Here is a 24,410-nt window from a genome sequence, read left to right as displayed (position 1 = left end):
TGTGATAGCGCCCGGTAGCGTCTGGCTACCGGGCAAACAACGTGTTACCACAATCCCAAAATCTTCCACCACACGGCACCCAGCCCGAACCAAATCACGATATTTATCAACATCACGATAAAGCCCAGACGCCACCAGTCGCGCTGCGCGACGTAACCTGCGCCGTAGTAAATCACCGCCGGGCCGTTGCCGTAGTGAGAAATACCGCTCATCAGGTTGGTCACGAAAGCCAGAGAGAGTGCCACCATCATCGGCGGCGCCCCGGTGGCAACCGAGACGCTACCGAATGCGGCATACATCGCCACCACGTGCGGCGTGCTGCCGGCAAAGAAGTAGTGTGAATAGCAGTAGACAATCAGCAGCACGGTGAGGGTGATTTCCCATGGGATCCCGGTGAACAGTGCTGAGGTGGTGACGGCAAACCATTTGAACAGGCCAAGCTGGTTGAGCTTGTCTGCCAGACAGATCATTACCCCCAGCCACACCAGAATGTCCCACGCCCCTTTTTCCGACTGCACGTCCTGCCAGTTGATGACATTGGTCATCAGCATCAGGCAGACGCCAGACAGGGCCACTGCCGTTGCATCAAGACCGGTCCATTTCGACGTGCTCCACGCCAGCAGCGAGAGCAAAAAGATGCCGATCGTCATCCTCTCATCGCGGGTAACCGGCCCCATTTTGGTCAGATCTTCCTGGGCCAGTGCTTTTGCCTGCGGGGTCTTTTTAATTTCAGGCGGGTAGAGCTTATAGATAACCAGCGGAATGGTGATAAACGCGACGATGCCCGGCACCAGTGCGCTCAGGGTCCACATCCCCCAGGAAATATCCACGAACAGGGTGCTGGCGGCAAGGGAGACAATCAGCGCGTTGGGGGCGCTGGCGGTCATGAACATCGACGACGACAGACAGTTGGAGTGGAACACCGTCTGCATCAGAAACGCGCCAATTTTGCGGGGATTCTGGTCAGGCTCCGAGCCAAAACTGCTGGAAACACCGCGCACGATGGGAAACAAAATACCGCCTGCCCGCGCCGTATTCGACGGCGTCGCCGGGGCGATGATCATATCACTCAGGGCCAGCGTGTAGCCCAGGCGCAACGAGCTGCCGCCGAAACCGCGAATCAGCAGATAGGCGATACGCCGACCGAGCCCGGTTTTAATAAACCCTTTGGCGTAGAGAAACGCCGCCACAATCAGCCATACGGTGGTGCTGCTGAACCCTTTTAAGGCCTCGGCAGTGGTCATCATGCCGGAAAGCATAATAAAACTGATGGCAATCAGCGCCACGGCACCTACGGGAAGCGGCTGGAGGATAAACGCCACTACGGTAGTGATAAAGACCGCGAGAATATGCCAGGTGAGCGGGGCTAAGCCTTCGGGTACGGGAAAAAACCAGATGACGAGCGCGACTATCGCGCAGATGAGGACTTTCAGGTAACGGTTCATATGCATTCCCTGTAGCAGTCTCCCGCCGCTGCCGGCGGGAAGGAATAATCCTGTTTTTCTGTACGGCAAAGTGAACCAGAAAACGCCTTACACGACCGGGGTAATCAGTTTTCCTTCACCGAAGTATTGAATAAGGTTATCGATAGTCAGGTCAGCCATGGCCTGACGGGTTTCGGCGGTGTTGCTGGCGATGTGCGGCAGCAGTACGACATTGGGCAGTTCCATTAACGGTGCCGGAATATGCGGTTCTTTCTCGAACACGTCCAGACCTGCACCGCGCAGTTTGCCTTCCCTAAGTACCGCAATCAGCGCGTCGGTATCGACGACGGTGCCGCGTGCAATGTTCACCAGGATGCCGTCCGGCCCCAGCGCTTCCAGCACTTCACGGTTAATAATGTGGTGAGTTTCTGCGCCGCCTGGCAGCGTCAGCACGAGAAAATCGACCGCTTTTGCCAGCTCAACGAGGGAGGCATGGTGCGTCCATTCGGCGTTTTGCGCTTCATTGGGGCTGAAATAATGAATCGGCATTCTGAATGCGGCGGCGCGGTTTGCCACTTCGTGGCCGATGTTGCCCATCCCGACGATACCGCAACGCTTGCCGGTTACTTTCCAGGCACCTTCAAACCCTGCGCTTTCCCATGCACCCGTGCGGGCAAAACGGTCGGCGGCACAGATTTTACGGCTAACGGCCAGCATCAGCGCGAGACCAGTGTCGGCAACACATTCGTTTAGAACACGCGGGGTATTGCTGACTTTAATGCCGCGCTGACGGCAGGTATCAAGGTCGGTGGCATCGACACCCACCCCGAAGCCGCTGATCACTTCCAGCGCGGGCAATTTTTCAATCAGATCTTTTTTGATGCCTTTGGCCGCACGGGTCAAGGCACCGCGGATGGAATGGGCATGCTCACGCAGAAATGACTCGGGGTCCTGTAACCAGAATTTATGCACGACAAAATGCTGCTCAAGTACATCAATCATCGGCTGGGGAATCTCAGTGATGACGAGAATCTCAGGTTTACTGCTCATGCTTAATCCCTTCTCACGCTATGGTTTCACACAGTATAAAAAACCGGAGGGAGGGGAGACTTCGGGCAATCGCACGAACCCGGCGCGAAAAAACTCACGCATATGCCCGGCGAAAAACCCGCCAGATCACATCTGGCTGTGGGAAAAAATACAGAGGGTGAATTTTCTGCGCCCTGGCTCTCAACCCCATAAAAAAGCAGAAAAGATGAGCTGGCGAGACTACATTTGTGCAAGAGTGACGCCATTTTTGACAAAGGGGAAAGTCGATGTTGCAAGCCTGGCATTTGCCTGTCGCGCCGTTTGTAAAACAGAACAAAGACCAACTGGTTATTACACTCTGGCTAACCGGAAGTAAGCCCCCGTCTCGCGTCACGTTACGGGCCGAAATAGATAATGAAGAGACCGCGATACCGATGCGGCGGGTTCGTCTGGCACCGAAACCCGGCGTGACGGCCTGGCGTGCAGCGATCTCTTTGCAAAGCGGACAGCCGCGGCGTCGCTATAGCTTTAAGCTGCTGTGGGACGATCGCCAGCTCTGGTTTACGCCGCAGGGATTTAGCCGTTTTCCCCCGGCACGGCTGGAACAATTCGCCGTGGATTATCCCGACAACGGGCCGCAGTGGGTGGCGGAGCAGGTGTTTTATCAGATCTTTCCGGATCGTTTTGCCCGTAGCGGACAGCATGGCGATCAGCAAGACGACGTCTATTATCACCACGCTGCCGGCCAGGAGATCGTGCTGCGCGACTGGGATGAACCTTTAAGCGGTGAGGCGGGCGGTTCAACCTTTTACGGCGGCACGCTGGACGGGATCAGCGAAAAACTGCCTTACCTGCGCAAACTGGGCGTGACCGCGCTCTACCTCAACCCGATCTTTGTCGCTCCCAGCGTGCACAAATACGACACGGAAGATTACCGTCACGTGGATGCGCGTTTTGGCGGCGACCAGGCGCTGTTTCGTCTGCGCCGTAATACCCACCGTTTGGGGATCCGCCTGGTGTTGGACGGGGTCTTTAATCACAGCGGTGACTCGCATGCCTGGTTCGATCGCCATAATCGTGGGACGACAGGGGCTTGCCATAATCTATCTTCTCATTGGCGTGGATGGTACAGCTTTGATGATGATGGCCGCGCCCGCGACTGGCTGGGTTATTCGAGCCTGCCAAAGCTGGATTATCAGGCACAGACGCTGGTGGACGAGATGTACCAGGGTGAAGACAGCGTGGTGCGCCACTGGCTGAAAGCGCCGTGGAATATGGACGGCTGGCGGCTGGATGTGGTGCATATGCTGGGTGAAGCGGGTGGGGCGCGCAATAACCTGCAGCATGTGGCCGGGATAGCCAAAGCTGCCAAAGAGACGCTGCCTGAGGCCTATATCGTCGGCGAGCATTTCGGCGATGCGCGCCAGTGGCTGCAGGCGGATGTGGAAGATGCCGCCATGAACTACCGTGGCTTTGCCTTCCCGCTGTGGGCGTTTCTGGCGAATACCGATATTTCGATGGATCCACAGCGTATTGATGCCCAGACCTGTATGGTGTGGATGGACAACTACCGTGCCGGGCTTTCTCATCAGCAGCAGTTGCGGATGTTTAACCAACTGGATAGCCACGACACGCCGCGCTTTAAGACCGTGCTGGGGAAAGATGTCGCCAGGCTGCCGCTGGCGGTGATTTGGCTGTTTACCTGGCCCGGCGTGCCCTGCATTTATTATGGCGATGAAGTTGGACTCGACGGGGCCAACGATCCCTTCTGTCGCAAACCTTTCCCCTGGGACAGGGCAAAACAGGACGCAGGACTGCTGGCGCTCTACCAGCGGATGACCCGCTTACGTAGACGCTGTCTCGCGCTCTGTTACGGCGGCTGTCAGGTGATCTATGCCGAAGAGAATGTGGTGGTCTTCTTGCGTCTGTATCAGCAAGAACGCGTGCTGGTGGCGATCAACCGGGGGGAGTCCTGCGAGGTCGTCCTGCCGGAATCGCCGCTGCTGGAAGCAAAGGTGTGGCATCTGAAAGAGGGGAAAGGAACGTTGCAGGATGAGGTGTTAGCGTTACCTGCCATCTCCGCCTCGGTCTGGCAGGGGAACTAACGCGTACCTGAAAGCGCAGCGGGCATAGCGCAATTCCAGCAATGTGTGCCAAAGTATATGCACGCTCCGGAATGAAGGTGAAATCATGGATGGACTGGTACTGTTAGCCTGTGCCCTGTTGTTTATGCTGGTGGTGGTTGTCCCGGCATTATCGGTTCTGGCTTACCGACGAAGTAATGCCGCAAGGGGTGAGCTGTCGCGCCTGCGACAGCGCGTAGACCTGCTTGAACAGCAGCTTAGCGGGCGTGGTGTGAGCGAAGCGCCCGCCGTGCAGGAGGCGGTTTCGCCTGTTGCCCCGCCTGAGACTGCTTTACCTGACATTGTCTTACCTGAGGTTGAGATTTCTGTCCCGCAGCCGCAGCCCGAGCCGGTTGTACCCGACCCCACTCCGGTGAACGTCTGGGCGCGAGGGACGCCAGCGACGGCGGCTTCGCCCAATCTCTCCACACCGGCACCCGTGCAGACGGACTCCGCTCCCGCCAGGCCGCTGGGTGGCATGACCACCTCGCTGCTGCGTTGGTTTATGCAGGGCAACCCGCTGGCAAAGCTCGGTATCATCCTGCTGTTCCTCGGACTGGCCTTTCTCTTTCGCTATAGCGTTGAACGCTCGCTCTTCCCGCTGGAACTGCGCCTGGCCGTTGCCGCGCTGGGTGCGATGGCGCTGCTGTTCCTCGGCTGGCGTTTGCGGCACAAGCAGCCTGTCTTTGCCTTGATCTTACAAGGCGGTGCGACGGGAGCGCTCTATCTCACGGTCTTTGGCGCGTTTCGCCTGTGGCAGATGCTTCCCATGTCACTGGCGTTTGCGCTACTGCTGCTGATTTGCGCGGCCAGCGTTGGGCTGGCTGTTCTGCAACGGGCGTTAAGCCTGGCCATGCTGGCAAGCCTTGGCGGTTATGCCGCACCGCTGCTGTTGTCCACGGGCGGCGGTAGCCATGTCACCTTATTCTCTTTCTATCTATTACTCTCTGTCGGCATTCTGGCCATCAGCGTCTGGCAGCACTGGCGCGAGCTCAACCTGTTGGGGATGTTTTTCACTTTCGGTGTGGGCGGATTGTGGGGGATTGCCGATTACCGGCCTCAGTACTATCTGAGCTGCCAGCTGTTCCTGATTGCTAATCTGCTGATCTTCGGCGTGTTGAGCGTGGCGCTATCGCTACGGGCGCAAAAGAAAGGTGAGCGCATTATTGATGGCGTGCTGCTCTTTGCTCCGCCGCTGGTGGGGTTTGGCATGCAATATGCCATTACGCAGCACCTGACGTATGGCCCGGCACTCAGTGCGCTGGGGTACGGCGCGTTTTATATGCTGCTGGCCTTTGGGGCGCTAAAACGCTTCCCGGCGGCGGGAAAACCGCTGGTTCTGGCGGCGCTGGCGCTCGGTGGCGCATTTACAACGCTTGCTATTCCGCTGGCGCTGTCGGCGCGCTGGACGGCAATGGCGTGGGCGCTGGAAGGGTTGGGCGTGCTGTGGCTTGGCGTGATGCAAGGGCAACGGCGTATGAGCTATAGCGGCACCGGGTTGCTGATGCTGGCACTCGGCAGTGCCCTCTGGGCCATGGCCGACGGCACAACGGCGCTCTCGGTGATGGTGATTTTTGCGGTACTGAGTGCGACCTGGCTGGTTGCCGCCAGACTCTGGCGTCGTCTGCCCGCACCGGGCAGCCTGGTGCTGCTGGCGGGGGGGATCGCCTTCTGGCTGGTGGCGCTCTGGGGGGCGTCCGACTGGGTGCTTAATAAAGGTATTCCGGCGGCGGTACTTGGGCTGCTGGCGCTCTCCGTTTGGGGCTGGCGTTATATGGCGCAGCGGCTTCGCTGGCGAGCGCTACACTATGCTGTATGGCTGCTCTGGCCGGGGATGCTGGCGGTTTTACTCTGGCAGCTGGTTATCCAGCAGCAGTTGCTGGCCGCGGGTTGGCAAAACCTCGCCTGGTGCGTGGCGCTGCCCTCGGCATTCCTGCTGCTGTATCGGGCGCGCAGAGTGCCGGATCTGCTGTCACAGGGGCTACATATTTCGCTGCTGTGGCTCATTTTGCTGGCGGCGGGTACCGAACTTTACTGGTTTGTTGATGCGCTGCCCTGGGGTATGGATGCCTGGCGTAGCGGTCTGTTGATGGCGGCAGGCGGTATTGCCGTTTTACTGATTTATGCCGGGATTCGTCGCGGTGTCTGGCCGCTGCGTGTCTGGCCGCAATGGTACGGCTCGCTGGCCTTGCTGCCCGTAGTTCTCCCGTTAGTCGTCATGCTGCTTTTGGCGAATGTGCAGGACGGGCGCGTCATCCACATGCGCTATCTGCCGCTGGTTAACCCACTGGAAGAAGGTGCCGCGTTTGCATTGTTGGCGCTGTGGAGCGGGTGGCGCTTCTGTGAAACGCGCTTCCCGCAGATGGCGCTACGTGGAGCACCGCTGGTGCTCGCCGGGATCGGTTTCTGGTGGTTGAATGGCCTGCTGCTTCGGGCGCTGGCAAATTATGGCGGCGTGGACTGGGATATTGAACATCTCTGGCATTCCCGCCTGATTCAGACCAGTTTCGCGCTGTTCTGGATGCTGGGCGCGCTGGTAGTGATGCTACTGGCAACGCGGCGGGGAAAACGACAAGGATGGTTCTGCGGTGCGGCCTTGCTGGGCGTGGTTATCGTGAAATTAATGCTGGTGGACAGCGCAGGTGGCGGCGGACTGGCGCGGGCTATTGCCTTTATTGGCGTGGCGGTGCTGGTGTTAATCGTGGGCTATTTTTCTCCCTTGCCCCCAAAAGAGACAAAAGCATTGAGTGAGGAAGAGAAATCATGAGATGGATGGTGAGTGTGGTCATCGGGGCGTTAATCAGCCTGTCGTCGCCGGGATTCGCCCGTGATACGACGCCGGAAACGCCGCAGGATTATGCCTGGGGACGGGCGCTGACAACGACGGAGTCTTCTCCCTGGTATCGCGTGGATCTTCCTGTCGAGGTCTATCAGCAAAGTGTCTGGCCGGATCTGCGCGATGTGCGCATTTTTAACCATCAGGGTGAGCGGGTGCCGTTTACCCTGGAGACGCTAAAAGAGACGCAGCCCGCGCCGAAAAGTATGGCGCTGCGTATTTTTCCTCTCTCGACCTCGCCCGTTGAGAAACTCGATGAGCAAGGGCAGCGGATCTGGCTGCGTTCTCCGGATGGCTACCAGATTAAACTGGAAGGTTCGCGGATTCAGGGGGTAGGCCAGAGCTACCTGCTGGCGCTGCCGGACGATGCCTCCGGTGTGTTCACCGTGTCACAACTCAAGATTAACTGGGATAAACCCGCCACAAACTGGCAAGGCAAAGCAACGGTTTATTACAGCACCGACATGCAGGAATGGGGGCTGTTGCAAGATGATGTGCCGGTCATGGATGTGGCGAGCGGCAACGACCGGCTCACGCTCAACCAAATCAACATCAACCTTGCCATGACAACCGATGGTCCACGCTATCTGCTGGTGGTCTTTAATACCACCCAGTTGCCGGTGACGATCACGGGAGCGACGGTGATTGAAAATAGCGACAAGGATCTTGCCGCGAACGTGAGTCTTCCGGCGTGGGGAAACCGTATTTCCACGCAGGAAGCGCAATACCAATGGTCGCAGCCGCAGCCGCTTTCTTCTATTGCGGTGAAGCTGGATGAAGAAGGCGTTCTGCCCGTTGAGATAGCCTGGCGTCCGTCGGCGGAAAGTGAATGGCGACCACTGGCCAAAGAGGTGCTCTGGCAGCTCAACGGCCAGGTATCGGATGACATTGCCAGCCCCGGTGAGCTGGTGCAGGGGATTCGCCTTAAAGCGGTAAACGCCCATATGCCTGAGGCTATTCCGCAGGTTACCGGGCAGCGTACCGGCCAGCGGCTGCTGTTTAATGCGCAGGGGACCGGACCGTTTATCCTTGCATGGGGTAACAAGGCGGCAGGAAAAGAGGCGGTGACGCTGGATAATCTGATCCCGGCGGCGCTACGCCAGCAACATTCACCGGATAATTTGCCCGAGGCCGTTGCCAGCGATCGCGTGAAGCTCGGCGGCGAAGCGCGTCTGAGCGCAACCTCGGCTGCCGAACTGCGCAGCCAGTGGCAAATCTGGCTGGTCTGGGCTGCACTGGTGTTAGGCGTGCTGGCCTTACTGTGGATGGCGCTGCGTATCTGGCGCGAAGTGCAAAAAGAGCGTTCCGCCTGATATCACAGGGTTCTGGTTTCTGCCTGCGCCATCATGCGCGGGTAGAATTGCCAGAACTTTTCTTCAAGCTGCGCGTAGTGTTCATCCAGATCCTGCCAGGAGTCCCGCAGGGCATCGAGTCGCGGTCGGCGGCTGGCCATGCCGTTGAGAACCCGCTGAATAAAATCCATCTCCCGGTAGCGCTCCAGCCAGCGCTCAGACCACAAATAGTCATTTAAATTGACGAAGCGCGGCGGGGCCTCCGGCAGGATCACGCTGACCTGCGTATGCGCGTAGTGGACGAATTCGCTAAGCGGCATCGAGGGTGAGATCCGATCCCAGTGGCGCGACACGAAATGATCCCACATAACATCGAGCGTGATCGGCGCGACGCGGCGTGTTTCAGGACGGAACCAGCCGCGCGCCTCTTTAACTTCCGGCAGGTTGTCGGTCATGACATCGATACGACGATGCATATGGATGCCGGAAACCACGTCAGGAGCGTAGAGTGCGTCCGGGTTGCCGCGAACAAAATCCGCCAGCAAGTTACCGGAAAGCGAGCTATTAGCGAGGTGTGCGAGGTGCAGGTGTGCGAGAAAATTCATCGTTATACTCGTTTTTTTTCAGGTCGCATTTTCACGGTAGGGCGTGGTATTCCCATTGGATTTGTCGGGAGTTTTCGCTGCTGCCGCCATTTTGTAATGCGAATTATTTAGAGTATATGAACTATCCGGAGGGGTAAAGGTTGCAGGGAGAACGCCCCGGCACTAGACTACCCGCCTCTTATTTACATCTCGAGTTAGTGTCATGCGCGTTGCCGATTTTTCCTTTGAATTACCTGAATCCCTGATTGCCCACTACCCGCAGCCTGAGCGCAGCAGTTGCCGCTTGCTGTCGCTGGACGGGCCGACAGGTGAACTTGCACACGGTACGTTCACGGATTTACTCGACAAGCTTAATCCCGGCGACCTGCTGGTGTTTAACAATACCCGCGTGATTCCGGCGCGTCTGTTCGGGCGCAAAGCCAGCGGCGGTAAGATTGAAGTGCTGGTGGAGCGTATGCTCGACGATAAGCGCATTCTGGCGCATATTCGCGCGTCAAAAGCACCGAAGCCGGGTGCGGAACTGCTGCTGGGCGACGATGAGAGCATCCCGGCCACGATGGTGGCTCGCCATGATGCGCTGTTCGAGGTGCAATTTTACGATGAACGTCCGGTGCTCGATATTCTGAACGCCATTGGTCATATGCCGCTGCCGCCGTATATCGATCGCCCTGACGAAGATGCTGACCGCGAGCTTTACCAGACGGTTTACAGCCAGAAGCCGGGTGCGGTGGCTGCGCCGACCGCAGGGCTGCATTTCGATGAGCCGCTGCTGGCGCGTCTGCGCGAGAAGGGCATTGAGATGGCGTTCGTGACGCTGCACGTTGGGGCAGGAACCTTCCAGCCGGTGCGCGTGGACAGCATTGAAGACCACATTATGCACTCCGAATACGCCGAAGTGCCGCAGGAGGTTGTCAACGCGGTGCTGGCAGCCAAAGGGCGCGGCAATCGTGTTATCGCCGTAGGGACCACCTCCGTGCGTTCGCTGGAGAGCGCGGCACAGGCGGCGAAAAATGCGCTGATCGAACCATTCTTTGGCGACACGCAAATCTTTATCTTCCCGGGCTACCAGTATCAGGTTATCGATGCGCTGGTGACCAATTTCCACCTGCCGGAATCAACGCTTATCATGCTGGTTTCCGCCTTTGCCGGGTATCAGCACACCATGAATGCCTACAAAGCAGCGGTTGCGCAAAAATATCGATTTTTTAGTTACGGCGACGCGATGTTTATCACGTACAATCCGCAGGCTATTTCTGAACGTGTCGGGGAATAAATCCGCGACGCTGGTTTAAACGTCGGACTGTTTTTCTGACGCTGGAGAAAACATGAAATTTGAACTGGATACCACCGATGGTCGCGCACGCCGCGGCCGCCTGGTGTTTGCTCGTGGCGTAGTGGAAACGCCTGCATTTATGCCTGTCGGCACCTATGGCACCGTTAAAGGGATGACGCCGGAAGAAGTCAAAGACACTGGCGCGCAAATCATCCTTGGCAACACCTTCCACCTGTGGCTGCGCCCGGGCCAGGAAATCATGAAACTGCACGGCGATCTGCATGACTTTATGCAGTGGAAAGGACCGATCCTGACCGACTCCGGCGGCTTCCAGGTCTTTAGCCTGGGTGACATTCGTAAGATCACCGAGAAAGGCGTTCACTTCCGTAACCCGATCAACGGCGATCCGATTTTCCTCGATCCTGAAAAATCCATGGAAATTCAGTACGATCTCGGTTCTGATATCGTCATGATCTTCGACGAATGTACGCCGTACCCGGCTGACTGGGACTATGCAAAACGCTCGATGGAGATGTCCCTGCGCTGGGCGAAACGCAGCCGCGACCGCTTTGACTCGCTGGAAAACCCGAATGCGCTGTTTGGCATCATTCAGGGCAGTGTTTACGAAGATTTACGCGATATCTCCGTGAAAGGTCTGGTAGAGATTGGCTTTGATGGCTACGCTGTCGGCGGTCTCGCTGTGGGTGAGCCAAAAGAGGACATGCACCGCATTCTGGAACACGTTTGCCCGCAAATCCCGGCAGATAAACCAAGATATCTGATGGGCGTGGGTAAACCAGAAGATTTGGTGGAAGGCGTACGTCGCGGCATCGATATGTTCGACTGCGTTATGCCTACACGTAATGCCCGCAATGGTCACCTGTTTGTGACCAACGGCGTGGTGAAAATCCGTAACGCGAAATACAAAAGCGATACGGGTTCACTCGACCCTGAGTGTGATTGCTACACCTGTCGCAATTATTCGCTCGCTTACTTGCATCATCTCGATCGTTGCAACGAAATATTGGGCGCGCGACTCAATACCATTCATAACCTGCGTTACTACCAGCGCTTGATGGCGGGTTTACGCAAGGCTATTGAAGAGGGTAAATTAGAGAGCTTCGTGACCGATTTTTACCAGCGTCAGGGGCGTACTGTTCCGCCTTTGAACGTTGATTAATTTTAATAATGAGGGAATTTGAATGAGCTTTTTTATTTCTGATGCGGTAGCAGCAACAGGCGGCGCAGCGCAGAGCAGCCCGATGTCTCTGATTCTGATGTTGGCGGTGTTTGGTCTGATTTTCTATTTCATGATCCTTCGCCCACAGCAGAAACGCACTAAAGAGCATAAAAATCTGATGAACTCCATCGCGAAAGGTGATGAAGTGCTGACCAACGGTGGTCTGGTCGGTCGCGTAACCAAAGTAGCGGAAACTGGCTACATTGCTATCGCGCTGAACGATACCACTGAAGTGGTTATCAAACGTGACTTCGTAGCTGCCGTTCTGCCGAAAGGCACCATGAAGGCGCTGTAATTTCTTGTTTTCCCAAAGGGAACTGCCGTGTTAAACCGTTATCCTTTGTGGAAGTACATTATGCTGGTCGTCGTCATTGCCGTCGGCCTGCTCTACGCACTTCCCAACCTGTATGGTGAGGATCCGGCTGTTCAGATCACTGGTGCGCGCGGTGTCGCCGCCAGTGAGCAAACGCTGATCCAGGTCCAGAAAACTCTACAAGAAGAAAAAATCGACGCGAAGTCTGTGGCACTGGAAAACGGCGCTATTCTCGCTCGCTTTGACAGCACTGACGTTCAGTTACGCGCGCGTGAAGCGCTGGTGACTGAGCTGGGTGACCAGTTTGTCGTGGCGCTTAACCTTGCTCCGGCCACACCGCGCTGGCTGAGCGCAGTCAATGCCGAACCCATGAAACTGGGTCTCGACCTGCGTGGCGGCGTGCACTTCCTGATGGAAGTGGACATGGACACTGCGCTGGGCAAACTCCAGGAACAGAATATCGACAGCCTGCGTAGCGACCTGCGCGATAAAGGCATTCCTTACACCAACGTACGTAAGGACGATAACTATGGCCTGAGCATTCTCTTCCGCGACGCAGGTGCGCGCGACCAGGCGGTCACTTATCTGACCCAGCGTCACCGCGATCTCGTTATTACCAGCCAGGGCGATAACGCGCTGGGTGCGGTGATGACCGATGCGCGTCTGAGCGAAGCCCGCGAATACGCGGTGCAGCAAAACATCAATATCCTGCGTAACCGTGTGAATCAACTCGGCGTCGCTGAGCCGCTGGTACAGCGTCAGGGCTCAGACCGTATCGTGGTTGAGCTGCCGGGTATTCAGGACACTGCGCGTGCAAAAGAAATCCTCGGTGCAACTGCAACCCTGGAATTCCGTCTGGTAAACAGCAATGTTGATCAGGCCGCTGCCGCTGCGGGCCGTGTGCCGGGCGATTCCGAAGTGAAGCAGACGCGCGAAGGGCAGCCAGTTGTGCTGTACAAACGTGTGATTCTGACCGGTGACCATATCACCGACTCCACGTCCAGCCAGGATGAGTACAACCAGCCGCAGGTGAACATTTCACTGGATAGCGCTGGCGGTAACATCATGTCTAACTTCACCAAGGACAACATCGGCAAACCGATGGCGACCCTGTTTGTGGAGTACAAAGACAGTGGTAAGAAAGACGCAAATGGCCGCGCTATTCTGGTGAAAGAGGAAGAGGTGATTAACATCGCCAATATCCAGTCTCGTCTGGGTAACAGCTTCCGTATCACCGGTATTAACAACCCGAACGAAGCCCGTCAGCTCTCACTGCTGCTGCGAGCGGGTGCATTGATTGCGCCGATTCAGATTGTTGAAGAACGTACCATTGGTCCAACCCTTGGGATGCAGAACATCACTCAGGGTCTGGAAGCCTGTCTGGCAGGCCTGGTGGTCTCCATCATCTTCATGATCTTCTTCTATAAGAAGTTTGGTCTGATTGCGACGAGCGCACTGATTGCCAACCTGGTATTGATTGTCGGCATTATGTCCCTGCTGCCAGGGGCGACGCTCACCATGCCAGGTATTGCGGGTATTGTGTTAACCCTTGCGGTTGCGGTCGATGCTAACGTACTGATAAACGAACGTATCAAAGAAGAATTGAGCAACGGTCGTTCGGTGCAGCAAGCTATTGATGAAGGGTATAAAGGCGCGTTCAGTTCCATCTTCGATGCGAACGTCACGACGCTGATTAAAGTCCTGATCCTGTATGCAGTGGGTACAGGCGCAATCAAAGGCTTTGCGATTACCACCGGTATCGGTGTGGCAACGTCGATGTTTACCGCAATTGTCGGCACCCGTGCCATCGTGAACCTGCTGTACGGCGGCAAGCGCGTTAAAAAGCTGTCTATCTGAGGAGTGCGTTGTGGCACAGGAATACACTGTTGAACAATTGAACTACGGCCGTAAAGTCTGGGACTTTATGCGCTGGGATTACTGGGCGTTCGGCATCTCTGGTCTGCTGTTAATTATCTCTATCGCCATCATTGGCGTGCGTGGATTTAACTGGGGTCTGGATTTTACCGGCGGTACGGTAATCGAAATCACGCTGGAAAAACCAGTGGATATGGACCAGATGCGCGAAGCGCTGCAGAAGTCGGGCTTTGAAGAGCCGCTGCTGCAAAACTTCGGTAGCAGCCGCGACATCATGGTACGTATGCCGCCTGTACACGGGGAAACCGGTGGTCAGGAGCTGGGCAGCAAAGTCGTTAAAGTGATTAACGATACCAGCAGCCAGAATGCGACGGTAAAACGTATTGAGTTTGTGGGGCCGAGCGTCGGTGCTGACCTGGCTCAAACCGGTGCAATGGCGCTGATGGTGGCGCTGATCTCTATCCTTGTTTACGTCGGCTTCCGCTTCGAGTGGCGCCTGGCGGCAGGGGTTGTTATCGCACTGGCGCACGACGTGATCATTACCATGGGCGTGCTGTCGTTGTTCCATATCGAGATTGACCTGACTATCGTGGCGTCGTTGATGTCCGTTATCGGTTACTCGCTTAACGACAGTATCGTGGTATCCGACCGTATTCGTGAAAACTTCCGCAAGATTCGCCGTGGGACTTCTTACGAAATCTTTAACGTGTCGCTGACCCAGACGCTGCATCGTACGTTGATCACCTCCGGGACCACCTTAGTCGTGATCCTGATGCTGTATCTGTTTGGTGGTACGATTCTGGCGGGCTTCTCCCTGACCATGCTTATCGGTGTCACCATCGGTACGGCGTCCTCGATTTACGTGGCCTCCGCGCTGGCGCTGAAACTGGGCATGAAACGTGAGCACCTGATTCAGCAGAAAGTGGAAAAAGAAGGGGCGGATCAGCCGTCAATTCTGCCGTAATTATTGCCTGCGTAAAATTGTTCTATAATCGGAATCCCGGTCGCATGACCGGGATTTTTTTCTCGCAACGTCCGCTGTATTCGTTACTCTGCTTGCCTGGCGCATGATGACACGGAGTAAATCTGATGACCCCCACCCCTCGTCGTATTACGCTGCAAACCGTTGCGCAACCCGCTCTGTGGCATGCAATTCCTTGTGTCACGCTGACGGATGAAACAGTGCAGACGCGTAAAGAGAACGTACTGGCGCGAATGCGTGAGCGTCGCCTGGACTCGCTGATTGTTTATGCAGATAAAGAGCACGGCGCAAATTTCGAATACCTCACCGGGTTTATCCCGCGTTTCGAAGAGGCGCTGCTGGTGCTGCACAGCAACGGCGACTGCGTACTGGTATTGGGTAATGAGAACCTGAAACTGGCGCCCTATGCCCGGCTGGAAAATCAGGTAGTGCATGCGCCGTGGTTCTCTCTGCCGAATCAGCCGATGACGAATACCAAAACGCTGCCGCAACTGCTACAGGATGCGGGGATCGTAGCGCAGAAGACGATTGGCCTGGCTGGCTGGAAGTTATTTACCGGTGCGGGGGAAGATACCTCGCAGCATTTTGATTTCCCGACGTTTATTTTTAGTGCCATCCAGCAGGCGGCAGGGAAGAGCTGCAGCCTGCTGAATGCGACGGATATTTTTATCTCCCCGGCATATGGCGTGCGCACGGTAAATAACGCCAACGAACTGGCGCACTATGAATACGGGGCAAACCTGGCGTCGAGCGCGATCCTGACGGCACTAAACGCCGCTGCGCCGGGCAAAACCGAAAAAGCGATAGGTGCGCTACTGGCGGCGGAAGGGCAGGCGAATAACGTGGTGATGATTGCCGCTACCGGAGAGCGTTTCGCTAACGGCCGGCTCTATCCTGGCGATAAGGTTATCGAGCGCGGGGATAAATTCTCGCTGACCACCAGTTTTAAAGGCGGTTTGAGTAGCCGTGCTGCTTATGTTGTTGGCAGTGCGGATGAATTGCCGACGGCGGTTGCGGATTATCTCGACGTCGTGGCGATCCCCTACTATCGCGCGGTCGTGGCGTGGCTCGAGAATCTCCGCGTTGGTCTGACGGGCGGCGAAATGTATCGCCTGGTTGAGTCGGTGCTGCCGAAGGTGGAGTATCACTGGCATCTCAATCCGGGCCATCTCGTCGCAGATGAAGAGTGGCTATGTTCGCCCATATCGCCGCAATCAACGATTCCACTGGCCAGTGGAATGATTCTGCAGATTGATATTATCCCCTCTCGTGCAGGTTATGCGGGGGCGAGTATTGAGGACACGGTGGCCCTGGCCGATGCGGCGCTGCGTCAGCAACTGGCAGAGGATTACCCGCAACTCTGGCAGCGGGTACAAACACGGCGTGATTATATTCAGCGAGAATTGGGCATCCGATTGCCGGAAGATGTGTTGCCTTTCTCCAGTACGGTGGGCTACCTGCGCCCGTGGTTACTGGATGCGACTCAGGCGCTGGTCTGCGTAAGCGATTGACTGGTAAAATTCAGTGAAGCAGGGCACTGCCCGTAAACCGTTACGTTACTCAGGTATTTAATTATTATGGCCATTATCCCTAAAAACTATACGCGGCTGGAAAGCGGCTACCGTGAAAAAGCATTAAAACTGTTTCCATGGGTGTGCGGGCGCTGTTCACGGGAGTTTGTGTATTCGAACCTGCGTGAGCTCACCGTCCACCATATGGATCACGATCATACCAACAACCCTGAGGATGGCAGCAACTGGGAGCTGCTCTGCTTGTTCTGCCACGATCATGAACACTCGAAATATACCGAAGCGGATCAGTATGGTTCGACGGTTGTTGCGGGTGAGGATGCCCAAAAGGATGTGGGTGAGGCGACCTATAACCCGTTCGCCGATCTAAAAGCGATGCTAAATAAGAAAAAATAGCACCGCTTACTGCGTAGGCAGACCTGAACGAATAAAAAAAGCACCGACGAGCGTCTCGTTCGGTGCTTTTTTACTGGCGCCCAACAGCCGTTAGACGCGTGGTTAACTTCTCTTAGAAGTTGTAACCCACAACCAGGTAACCACCCCAGCCGGTAGAACGCACGCTGAAGTTGCCGTTACCGAAGTTCAGGCTCGTGTCATCGTTCCACTGGCCGCCGTTGTGCCAGTAACGCGCAACAACAGAGTAGTGCCAGTGATCGTAGCCCAGGGACAGAATGTGGCTGGACGCGATGGAGTTGTTGGTACGCGCTTTCTTACCGTTCAGATCACGGAAGTCGTTGTCGCCCAGGTCTGAACCCCAGTCAAAGTTGGTGAAGCCGATGTAGCTCAGCTGGCCGCCCCACAGAGAGGTGATCGGAACAAAGTATTTCACTTTGAAACGGTAGCCATCCCACTCGTTTTCGTTCGCTGCCAGGTAGTTCTGCCACTGGTATTTTGCGTACACGTTCAGAGACAGGCTCATCGGCAGACCGGTGTCGATATCGGTACCCAGACCCATGTACCACGTGCTCTGGCGGCCGGAGGCGTTGCGGCCCATGTCGTAGATGTAGTTGTTCGCGAAATACCACTCTTTGAACGGACCAAAGCTCAGGTCGGTGCCGGTCAGTTTATCAATGGAGAAGCGCGGTTCGATTTCCATAAACAGCGGAGAACCGTGGTTCCAGATACCTTTCGCGTCGGTGTTACCGCCGAAGAAGACCGGGGCATCGACATAACCATAGAAATCGAACCAATCTTTTTTCGCAAACGCTTCATATTCCAGATAAGTATCGTTACGAATCTGCGGTCCGAAGCGGGTGTGATAGCTGCCCACCACGTTAACGCTCTGATGCCACCAGTCGGAGACATATTCAGGTTTATTGGTGTCTGCTGCGCTCACAGAGAAAGACGTTGTGATCGCCAGCGCAGCGCCAGCTGCAAGTAATGTATTTTTCATAGTTATGCCACTGATAAGAGATCCCTTACGGGAGTGAAAGAATGCACGCATTGCGTTTCTAAATATTTCATGTTTCTGCGAGCTTATTATAAGTATCATTGCTCACAAAAATATGTCTTGTTTCACATTACTGAAACACACGTAATCGATTGCGTTCACGTTTACGCGCATTTCGCAGCAGGGATTGTACTGAGGATCATCATTGTTGCCAATAAATGACACCCACCAGATTTTGTCTGGCGGGCGCTCAGGCGTAACAAAGTGTGAAAAAGAGCGACAATGTCGCCCTGGAAATTATTGCGGGGTGGCGGGCTGAATATCGTGGATGCGGACGAAACCTAACTGCTCTGGCGTAATACCATTGAGCTGCAGCGAGACGTCAACATCGCTCGGTGCGAGGGTACTGGCTGGGGCGCTAATCAGCTGGTTCTGGACATTCACTTCCTGGTAATTCTGGGTGGTGCCCTGAATCTGCCCCCACTCTACGGTGCCGCTAAATGCCGGCAGCGGATCGTTAGATTCCCCCTGAATACGCAGCGTGGCCCGCGTGCCGTTGGCATTTGGGGTGACGTCTTTGAGCGTCATACGCAGCATGCCGATTTGGCTATTCAGGCGGGCAGGGGTGTTGGATCCTGGCAGCAGGTAGACGCCGTTGCTGGATTTAGCATTCAGCGCGTTTTGCTGGGTGATTTTCACCGTTTCTTTGTTCAGCTTGGTCATTTCTTTATTCAGGGTGCTGACATCCTGATGCAGTTGACGAACTTCGCCTTGCTGTGCGCAGGCGCTGAGGGCGAAAACGCTTCCCAGTAACAGGGATCTTAGGTAACGTCTTGTCATTCTGTCTGTTTCCTTGAATATGAGGATGTTTTTAATGGTAGATCGCAACGGCTCCGTTGCCATCGATCCATTGTCTCAAAATCGGCTCGTCTTTGTTGTCATGCCAGTTCAGGGTAAAATAGATTTCAGTTAACTCACTCGTCAGGACGTCGTATGCATTGCCCATTCTGTTTCGCCGTGGATACCAAAGTAATTGATTCTCGCCTTGTCGGTGAAGGTTCGTCTGTTCGCCGCCGTCGCCAGTGTCTGGTATGCAATGAACGTTTCACCACTTTTGAAGTGGCAGAGCTAGTGATGCCGCGCGTTGTGAAAAGCAATGAGGTTCGTGAACCGTTCAACGAAGATAAGCTACGCAGCGGTATGTTGAAAGCGCTGGAAAAACGCCCGGTAAGCTCCGATGACGTTGAAATGGCGTTAAATCATATTAAGTCACAATTACGCGCTACCGGGGAACGCGAAGTCCCCAGCAAAATGATCGGTAATCTGGTCATGGAACAGCTGAAAAAGCTCGATAAAGTTGCCTATATCCGTTTTGCGTCGGTGTATCGCAGCTTCGAGGATATCAAAGAGTTCGGCGAAGAGATCGCCCGTTTACAGGACTGACCATGCAGGACGAAATGTACATGGCGCGTGCGCTCAAACTGGCGCAACGCGGGCGTTTTACCACCCACCCGAACCCCAATGTCGGATGCGTGATCGTGAATAACGGCGAAATCGTCGGTGAAGGCTTTCACTATCGTGCGGGTGAACCGCACGCCGAGGTCCATGCGCTGCGCATGGCGGGTGAGCGCGCGCGCGGTGCAACGGCCTATGTGACGCTGGAGCCGTGCAGCCATCACGGGCGTACGCCGCCGTGCTGTGAAGCGCTCATTGCCGCAGGCGTTGCCCGCGTTGTGGCAGCGATGCAGGATCCAAATCCTCAGGTGCAAGGACGTGGCCTCTATCGGCTTAAACAGGAAGGCATTGAAGTGAGCCATAGCCTGATGATGGCGGAAGCCGAAGCGCTGAATAAAGGTTTTTTAAAGCGCATGCGTACCGGTTTTCCGTGGATTCAGCTTAAACTTGGCGCATCCCTTGATGGGCGTACGGCGATGGCCAGCGGTGAGAGCCAGTGGATCACTTCACCGCAGGCACGACGCGATGTACAGCGCTTACGTGCCCAAAGTCACGCCATTTTAACCAGCAGCGCGACGGTGCTGGCAGATGACCCTAAACTGACGGTTCGCTGGGATGAGCTGAGCCCCGACGTACAGGCGCTTTATCCGCAGGAAAACCTGCGCCAGCCGGTGCGTATTGTGGTGGATAGCCAGAATCGCGTGACGCCTGAACACGCCTTAGTACAGCAGCCGGGGGAAACCTGGTTTGCGCGTACGCATAGCGATAGCCGCGCCTGGCCTGAATCGGTGCGTGAAATCCTTGTACCGGAGCACCGTGGACACGCGGATCTGGTCACCCTGATGATGCTGCTGGGCAAACAGCAGATCAACAGCATCTGGGTGGAAGCGGGGGCTAATCTTGCGGGCGCGTTGCTACAGACGGGTCTGGTGGATGAACTGATTGTCTATCTGGCGCCGAAACTGCTGGGTGCGGATGCCAGAGGGCTGTGCGTACTGCCGGGTCTTGAAGCGTTGGCTGATGCGCCATCTTTTAAATTCAATGAGATACGTCAGGTTGGGCCAGACGTCTGCCTGCATCTTACCCACGCGTAGCCTCTGCTGTAAAAGGGAAGCAGCGCGTGAAATATTATGATAAAATCCGCCCCCCTGCGGGGTCTGAACTGAACCTGTAAAGGAAGAGTATGAACATTATTGAAGCTAACGTTGCTGCCCCGGACGCTCGCGTCGCCATCACCATTGCGCGTTTCAACAATTTTATCAATGACAGCCTGCTGGAAGGTGCGATTGACGCCCTGAAACGTATCGGCCAGGTAAAAGATAAAAATATTACCGTTGTATGGGTTCCAGGTGCTTATGAGCTGCCACTGGCGGCGGGCGCGCTGGCGAAAACCGGTAAATATGACGCGGTGATTGCGCTGGGTACCGTTATCCGTGGCGGTACTGCGCACTTTGAATATGTAGCCGGTGGTGCAAGCAATGGCCTGGCGCATGTCGCGCAGGACAGCGAAATCCCGGTCGCTTTTGGTGTACTGACTACCGAAAGCATTGAACAAGCCATCGAACGTGCTGGCACCAAAGCTGGCAACAAAGGTGCAGAAGCTGCACTGACCGCGCTTGAAATGATTAATGTTTTGAAAGCCATCAAGGCCTGATTTTTTGTAAGGGGAAATCCGTGAAACCTGCTGCTCGTCGCCGCGCCCGTGAGTGTGCTGTCCAGGCGCTCTACTCCTGGCAGTTGTCCCAGAACGACATCGCTGATGTTGAATATCAGTTCCTGGCAGAACAGGACGTAAAAGACGTTGACGTCCCGTACTTCCGTGAGCTGTTAAGCGGGGTGGCGACTAATAGCGCGTATCTCGACGGCCTGATGAAGCCGTACCTGTCCCGTCTGCTCGAAGAGCTGGGCCAGGTTGAGAAAGCGGTACTGCGTATTGCACTGTTCGAACTGTCCAAACGTTCAGATGTGCCGTACAAAGTGGCGATTAACGAAGCTATCGAACTGGCGAAAACCTTCGGTGCTGAGGATAGCCACAAGTTTGTTAATGGTGTGCTCGATAAAGCCGCACCCGTGATTCGCCCCAACAAAAAATGATCCTCAAGCCGGAATGGGGTGCGATGTCTAACCGCACTCTATCCGGCTTTTTTCCTTTCTATGCTGAGGCATAACGTATGGCATGCGGCGAATTTTCCCTGATTGCCCGTTATTTTGACCGTGTAACAAGCTCACGTCGTGATGTCGATACCGGCATCGGTGACGACTGCGCTCTGCTGAATGTTCCTGAAAAGCAGACGCTGGCGATCAGCACTGACACGCTCGTGTCAGGCATTCATTTTCTCCCTGATATCGACCCGGCTGACCTGGCGTATAAAGCGCTGGCGGTGAATATTAGCGATCTGGCGGCCATGGGCGCTGACCCGGCGTGGCTCACGCTGGCACTGACGCTACCGAGTGTCGATGAAGACTGGCTTAAAGCGTTCAGCGATAGCCTGTTCGAACAACTCAATTACTACGATATGCAACTGATTGGCGGCGACACGACCCGTGGCCCGCTGTCGATGACGTTGGGTATCCACGGTTATGTGCCAGTGGGGCGCGCAATCAAACGCTCCGGTGCCAAACCGGGCGACTGGATTTATGTCACCGGCACACCGGGTGACAGCGCAGCCGGGCTGGCTATTTTGCAAGATCGTTTGCAGGTCAACGATCAAACAGATGCGACTTACCTGATTCAGCGTCATCTGCGTCCTGTGCCGCGCGTGTTACACGGGCAGGCACTGCGTAATCTGGCAAGCTCGGCAATCGATCTGTCTGACGGGCTGATTTCCGACCTGGGGCATATCCTTAAGGCCAGCGGCTGCGGTGCGCGAATTGACCTCGATGCGTTACCTTATTCGCCGGTGATTCAGCGTCATGTGGAGCCGGAGCAGGCGTTGCGCTGGGCGCTGTCAGGTGGCGAAGACTATGAACTGTGCTTCACCGTGCCGGAACTTAATCGGGGTGCGCTGGAGGTGGCGGTTGGCCATTTAGGTGTGCCAGTGACCTGTATTGGGCAGATGAGCGCGGATGTGGAAGGACTGAATTTTACCCGTGACGGTAAAATTGTGACGCTTGACTGGAAAGGATACGACCACTTTGCCACTGTTTAAAAAAGATATTGCCAAAAGCCGTTTGAAAATGAGTAACCCGTGGCATCTGCTGGCAACGGGGTTTGGCAGCGGGTTAAGCCCTGTTGTGCCAGGTACAATGGGTTCTCTGGCCTCGATCCCGTTCTGGTATCTGATGACCTTTCTTCCGTGGCAGCTCTATTCGCTGCTGGTGATGCTGGGCATTAGCGTGGGCGTCTATCTTTGCCATCGTACGGCGAAAGATATGGGCGTGCACGATCATGGCAGCATTGTCTGGGATGAGTTTATCGGGATGTGGATCACCCTGATGGCGCTTCCGACCTATGACTGGCAGTGGGTGGCCGCCGGGTTTGTGATTTTCCGTATCTTCGATATGTGGAAACCTTGGCCGATTCGCTGGTTCGACCGTAATGTGCATGGTGGCATGGGGATTATGGTTGATGACATCGTGGCTGGGATTATCTCCGCGGGTATTCTTTACGCGGTGGGGCACTACTGGCCAATTGGCATTCTCTAGTGGTATTTCTCATCTGATATTGCCCGGTCCAGGCGAATCCGCATCCGGGGAAACCCCGGTGGCGCTGACGCTTACCGGGGCTACGGAAGGTAGTCCGGATAAGGCGAATCCGCATCCGGGGAAACCCCGGTGGCGCTGACGCTTACCGGGGCTACGGAAGGTAGCCCGGATCAGGCGAATCCGCATCCGGGGAAAACCCGGTGGCGCTGACGCTTACCGGGGCTACGGAAGGTAGCCCGGATCAGGCGAATCCGCATCCGGGAAACCCCGGTGGCGCTGACGCTTACCGGGGCTATGGACGGTAGCCCGGATAAGGCGTTTCACGCCGCATCCGGGACATTTCAGACTCATTAGCGCGCTACAAAATTACTTAAACCCAACCACCGGATGCTGTTTGTACGGCGTTTCCATCTCGGCGATCTGTTCCGGTTTTAGCGTCAAATCCACCGCCTGTAGCAGCTCTTCCAGTTGCTCTTCGCGCGATGCGCCGATAATCGGTGCGGCAATACCCGGTTTGCTCAGCAGCCAGGCCAGCGCCACCTGCGCGCGCGTTGCGCCCGTTTCTTCGGCTATCGAACCCAGACGTTCGGCAATCTGCGCATCGTTCTCATCGCTTTCGTTATACAGCTTTTTCCCCACTTCATCCGACACGACGCGGGCAGTGGTTTCCCCCCACGGGCGTGTCAGACGACCACGCGCCAGCGGGCTCCATGGGATGACAGCAACCCCTTCCTGGTAGCAAAGCGGCAGCATTTCACGCTCTTCTTCACGGTAGATGAGATTGTAGTGATCCTGCATGGTGACAAACGGCGCCCAGCCATGCTGTTTCTGCAATTCCAGCGCCTGCGCAAACTGATGGGCATGCATGGAAGAGGCACCGATGTAGCGGACTTTCCCGGATTTCACCACATCGTTGAGCGCTTCCAGCGTCTCTTCAATCGGCGTGTTGTAGTCCCAACGGTGGATTTGCAGTAAATCGACATAGTCCATACCCAGCCGTTGCAGGCTGTCATCGATGGAACGCAGGATTTGTGCGCGGGAGAGGCCTTCTTTCAGCGTGCCGGATGCGTGATACACCTTGGTGGCGACCACTACATCTTCGCGGCGGGCGAAGTCACGCAGGGCACGGCCGACGATCTCTTCACTGCTGCCGTCGGAGTAGCTGTTTGCCGTATCGAAGAAGTTGATTCCGCCATTCAGGGCGTGCTGGATAATCAGACGGCTGCTCTCTTCCGGCAGCGTCCAGGCATGGCTGCCCCGGTCTGGCTCGCCAAAGGTCATGCAGCCAAGGCAAAGACGGGAAACCTTAAGATCTGTTTTTCCTAGATAGTGTCGTCACAAGATTTTAGCCCAGAGAGCGATGCATCTGATCTGGACGGCAGCGAGAAATGAGGCCGTA

21 protein-coding genes and 1 pseudogene are annotated in these 24,410 nt (G+C 55.8%); 16 read left to right on the top strand and 6 right to left on the bottom strand.

What is annotated here, in order from left to right:
* Nucleotides 1–44: 44 nt before the first annotated feature.
* Together ACSZPU_RS03330 and ACSZPU_RS03325 are read right to left on the bottom strand one after the other, a co-directional pair.
* Entirely contained in the window at nucleotides 45–1,445 is a 1,401-nt protein-coding gene (locus ACSZPU_RS03330) for an anion permease (RefSeq protein WP_498995453.1), read from the bottom strand.
* A gap of 87 nt (nucleotides 1,446–1,532) precedes the next feature.
* On the bottom strand, nucleotides 1,533–2,474 hold the full coding sequence (locus ACSZPU_RS03325) for a 2-hydroxyacid dehydrogenase (RefSeq protein ID WP_498995450.1): 942 nt from the start codon (nucleotides 2,472–2,474) through the stop codon (nucleotides 1,533–1,535).
* A 266-nt stretch (nucleotides 2,475–2,740) separates the two neighbouring features.
* Here ACSZPU_RS03325 and malZ point away from each other — a divergent pair, with 266 nt between their 5' ends.
* From malZ to ACSZPU_RS03310, 3 genes are all read left to right on the top strand, one after another.
* Nucleotides 2,741–4,558, top strand: a complete 1,818-nt coding sequence (gene malZ, locus ACSZPU_RS03320; RefSeq protein ID WP_498995449.1) for a maltodextrin glucosidase — start codon at nucleotides 2,741–2,743, stop codon at nucleotides 4,556–4,558.
* Nucleotides 4,559–4,643: 85 nt separating this feature from the next.
* Entirely contained in the window at nucleotides 4,644–7,343 is a 2,700-nt protein-coding gene (locus ACSZPU_RS03315) for a DUF2339 domain-containing protein (protein WP_498995448.1), read from the top strand.
* A complete protein-coding gene (locus ACSZPU_RS03310) occupies nucleotides 7,340–8,725 on the top strand; it encodes a DUF3999 family protein (RefSeq protein ID WP_498995447.1) in 1,386 nt (461 codons plus the stop codon). Before ACSZPU_RS03315 ends, ACSZPU_RS03310 begins: the two co-directional genes overlap by 4 nt.
* Nucleotides 8,726–8,727: 2 nt before the next feature.
* Here the strand turns inward: ACSZPU_RS03310 and acpH are convergent, their stop codons facing one another.
* A complete protein-coding gene (gene acpH, locus ACSZPU_RS03305; RefSeq protein WP_498995445.1) occupies nucleotides 8,728–9,309 on the bottom strand; it encodes an ACP phosphodiesterase in 582 nt (193 codons plus the stop codon).
* 202 nt (nucleotides 9,310–9,511) lie between these two features.
* Here acpH and queA point away from each other — a divergent pair, with 202 nt between their 5' ends.
* From queA to yajD, 7 genes are all read left to right on the top strand, one after another.
* The gene (gene queA, locus ACSZPU_RS03300; RefSeq protein ID WP_498995443.1) at nucleotides 9,512–10,582 is read left to right on the top strand and encodes a tRNA preQ1(34) S-adenosylmethionine ribosyltransferase-isomerase QueA; all 1,071 of its coding nucleotides are present in this window, start codon (nucleotides 9,512–9,514) and stop codon (nucleotides 10,580–10,582) included.
* Nucleotides 10,583–10,634: 52 nt separating this feature from the next.
* Nucleotides 10,635–11,762: a tRNA guanosine(34) transglycosylase Tgt gene (gene tgt / locus ACSZPU_RS03295; RefSeq protein ID WP_498995441.1), complete on the top strand. Its 1,128-nt coding sequence runs from the start codon at nucleotides 10,635–10,637 to the stop codon at nucleotides 11,760–11,762.
* A 22-nt stretch (nucleotides 11,763–11,784) separates the two neighbouring features.
* A complete protein-coding gene (gene yajC, locus ACSZPU_RS03290; RefSeq protein WP_498995439.1) occupies nucleotides 11,785–12,117 on the top strand; it encodes a preprotein translocase subunit YajC in 333 nt (110 codons plus the stop codon).
* A 27-nt stretch (nucleotides 12,118–12,144) separates the two neighbouring features.
* A complete protein-coding gene (secD, locus tag ACSZPU_RS03285; RefSeq protein WP_498995438.1) occupies nucleotides 12,145–13,992 on the top strand; it encodes a protein translocase subunit SecD in 1,848 nt (615 codons plus the stop codon).
* A 10-nt stretch (nucleotides 13,993–14,002) separates the two neighbouring features.
* Nucleotides 14,003–14,974: a protein translocase subunit SecF gene (gene secF / locus ACSZPU_RS03280; protein WP_498995436.1), complete on the top strand. Its 972-nt coding sequence runs from the start codon at nucleotides 14,003–14,005 to the stop codon at nucleotides 14,972–14,974.
* A 125-nt stretch (nucleotides 14,975–15,099) separates the two neighbouring features.
* A complete protein-coding gene (locus tag ACSZPU_RS03275) occupies nucleotides 15,100–16,503 on the top strand; it encodes a M24 family metallopeptidase (protein WP_498995434.1) in 1,404 nt (467 codons plus the stop codon).
* 66 nt (nucleotides 16,504–16,569) lie between these two features.
* Nucleotides 16,570–16,917, top strand: a complete 348-nt coding sequence (gene yajD, locus ACSZPU_RS03270) for an HNH nuclease YajD (protein ID WP_485886732.1) — start codon at nucleotides 16,570–16,572, stop codon at nucleotides 16,915–16,917.
* A 112-nt stretch (nucleotides 16,918–17,029) separates the two neighbouring features.
* On the opposite strand, the gene ACSZPU_RS03265 is transcribed toward yajD, so the two are convergent.
* Entirely contained in the window at nucleotides 17,030–17,914 is an 885-nt protein-coding gene (locus ACSZPU_RS03265) for a nucleoside-specific channel-forming protein Tsx (protein WP_498995431.1), read from the bottom strand.
* Between the two features lie 294 nt (nucleotides 17,915–18,208).
* Nucleotides 18,209–18,751 (bottom strand): SadB/YajI family lipoprotein, encoded by a 543-nt coding sequence (locus tag ACSZPU_RS03260; protein ID WP_498995429.1) that lies wholly within the window; start codon nucleotides 18,749–18,751, stop codon nucleotides 18,209–18,211.
* A 153-nt stretch (nucleotides 18,752–18,904) separates the two neighbouring features.
* Between ACSZPU_RS03260 and nrdR the strand changes: the two genes are divergently transcribed.
* The 6 genes from nrdR (at nucleotide 18,905) to pgpA (ending at nucleotide 23,011) form a co-directional block, all read left to right on the top strand.
* A complete protein-coding gene (gene nrdR / locus ACSZPU_RS03255; protein ID WP_047371600.1) occupies nucleotides 18,905–19,354 on the top strand; it encodes a transcriptional regulator NrdR in 450 nt (149 codons plus the stop codon).
* A 2-nt stretch (nucleotides 19,355–19,356) separates the two neighbouring features.
* Nucleotides 19,357–20,460 (top strand): bifunctional diaminohydroxyphosphoribosylaminopyrimidine deaminase/5-amino-6-(5-phosphoribosylamino)uracil reductase RibD, encoded by a 1,104-nt coding sequence (gene ribD / locus ACSZPU_RS03250; RefSeq protein ID WP_498995426.1) that lies wholly within the window; start codon nucleotides 19,357–19,359, stop codon nucleotides 20,458–20,460.
* A gap of 89 nt (nucleotides 20,461–20,549) precedes the next feature.
* On the top strand, nucleotides 20,550–21,020 hold the full coding sequence (ribH, locus tag ACSZPU_RS03245; protein WP_090136927.1) for a 6,7-dimethyl-8-ribityllumazine synthase: 471 nt from the start codon (nucleotides 20,550–20,552) through the stop codon (nucleotides 21,018–21,020).
* A gap of 20 nt (nucleotides 21,021–21,040) precedes the next feature.
* Entirely contained in the window at nucleotides 21,041–21,460 is a 420-nt protein-coding gene (gene nusB / locus ACSZPU_RS03240) for a transcription antitermination factor NusB (protein WP_498995424.1), read from the top strand.
* 77 nt (nucleotides 21,461–21,537) lie between these two features.
* A complete protein-coding gene (gene thiL / locus ACSZPU_RS03235) occupies nucleotides 21,538–22,515 on the top strand; it encodes a thiamine-phosphate kinase (protein WP_498995421.1) in 978 nt (325 codons plus the stop codon).
* Nucleotides 22,502–23,011 (top strand): phosphatidylglycerophosphatase A, encoded by a 510-nt coding sequence (pgpA, locus tag ACSZPU_RS03230; RefSeq protein WP_498995419.1) that lies wholly within the window; start codon nucleotides 22,502–22,504, stop codon nucleotides 23,009–23,011. The genes thiL and pgpA overlap by 14 nt, the downstream gene beginning before the upstream one ends.
* Before the next feature lie 366 nt (nucleotides 23,012–23,377).
* On the opposite strand, the pseudogene ACSZPU_RS03225 reads toward pgpA, so the two are convergent.
* Nucleotides 23,378–24,337, bottom strand: a pseudogene (locus ACSZPU_RS03225) (aldo/keto reductase); the annotation flags it as partial.
* Nucleotides 24,338–24,410: the final 73 nt, after the last annotated feature.

Origin of the sequence: Phytobacter sp. V69, from assembly GCF_965644215.1 — a bacterium.
GTDB lineage: Bacteria > Pseudomonadota > Gammaproteobacteria > Enterobacterales > Enterobacteriaceae > Phytobacter.
The sequence above is the reverse complement of the archived record's forward strand: the minus strand, read 5'-3'. Positions and strand labels throughout refer to the sequence as shown.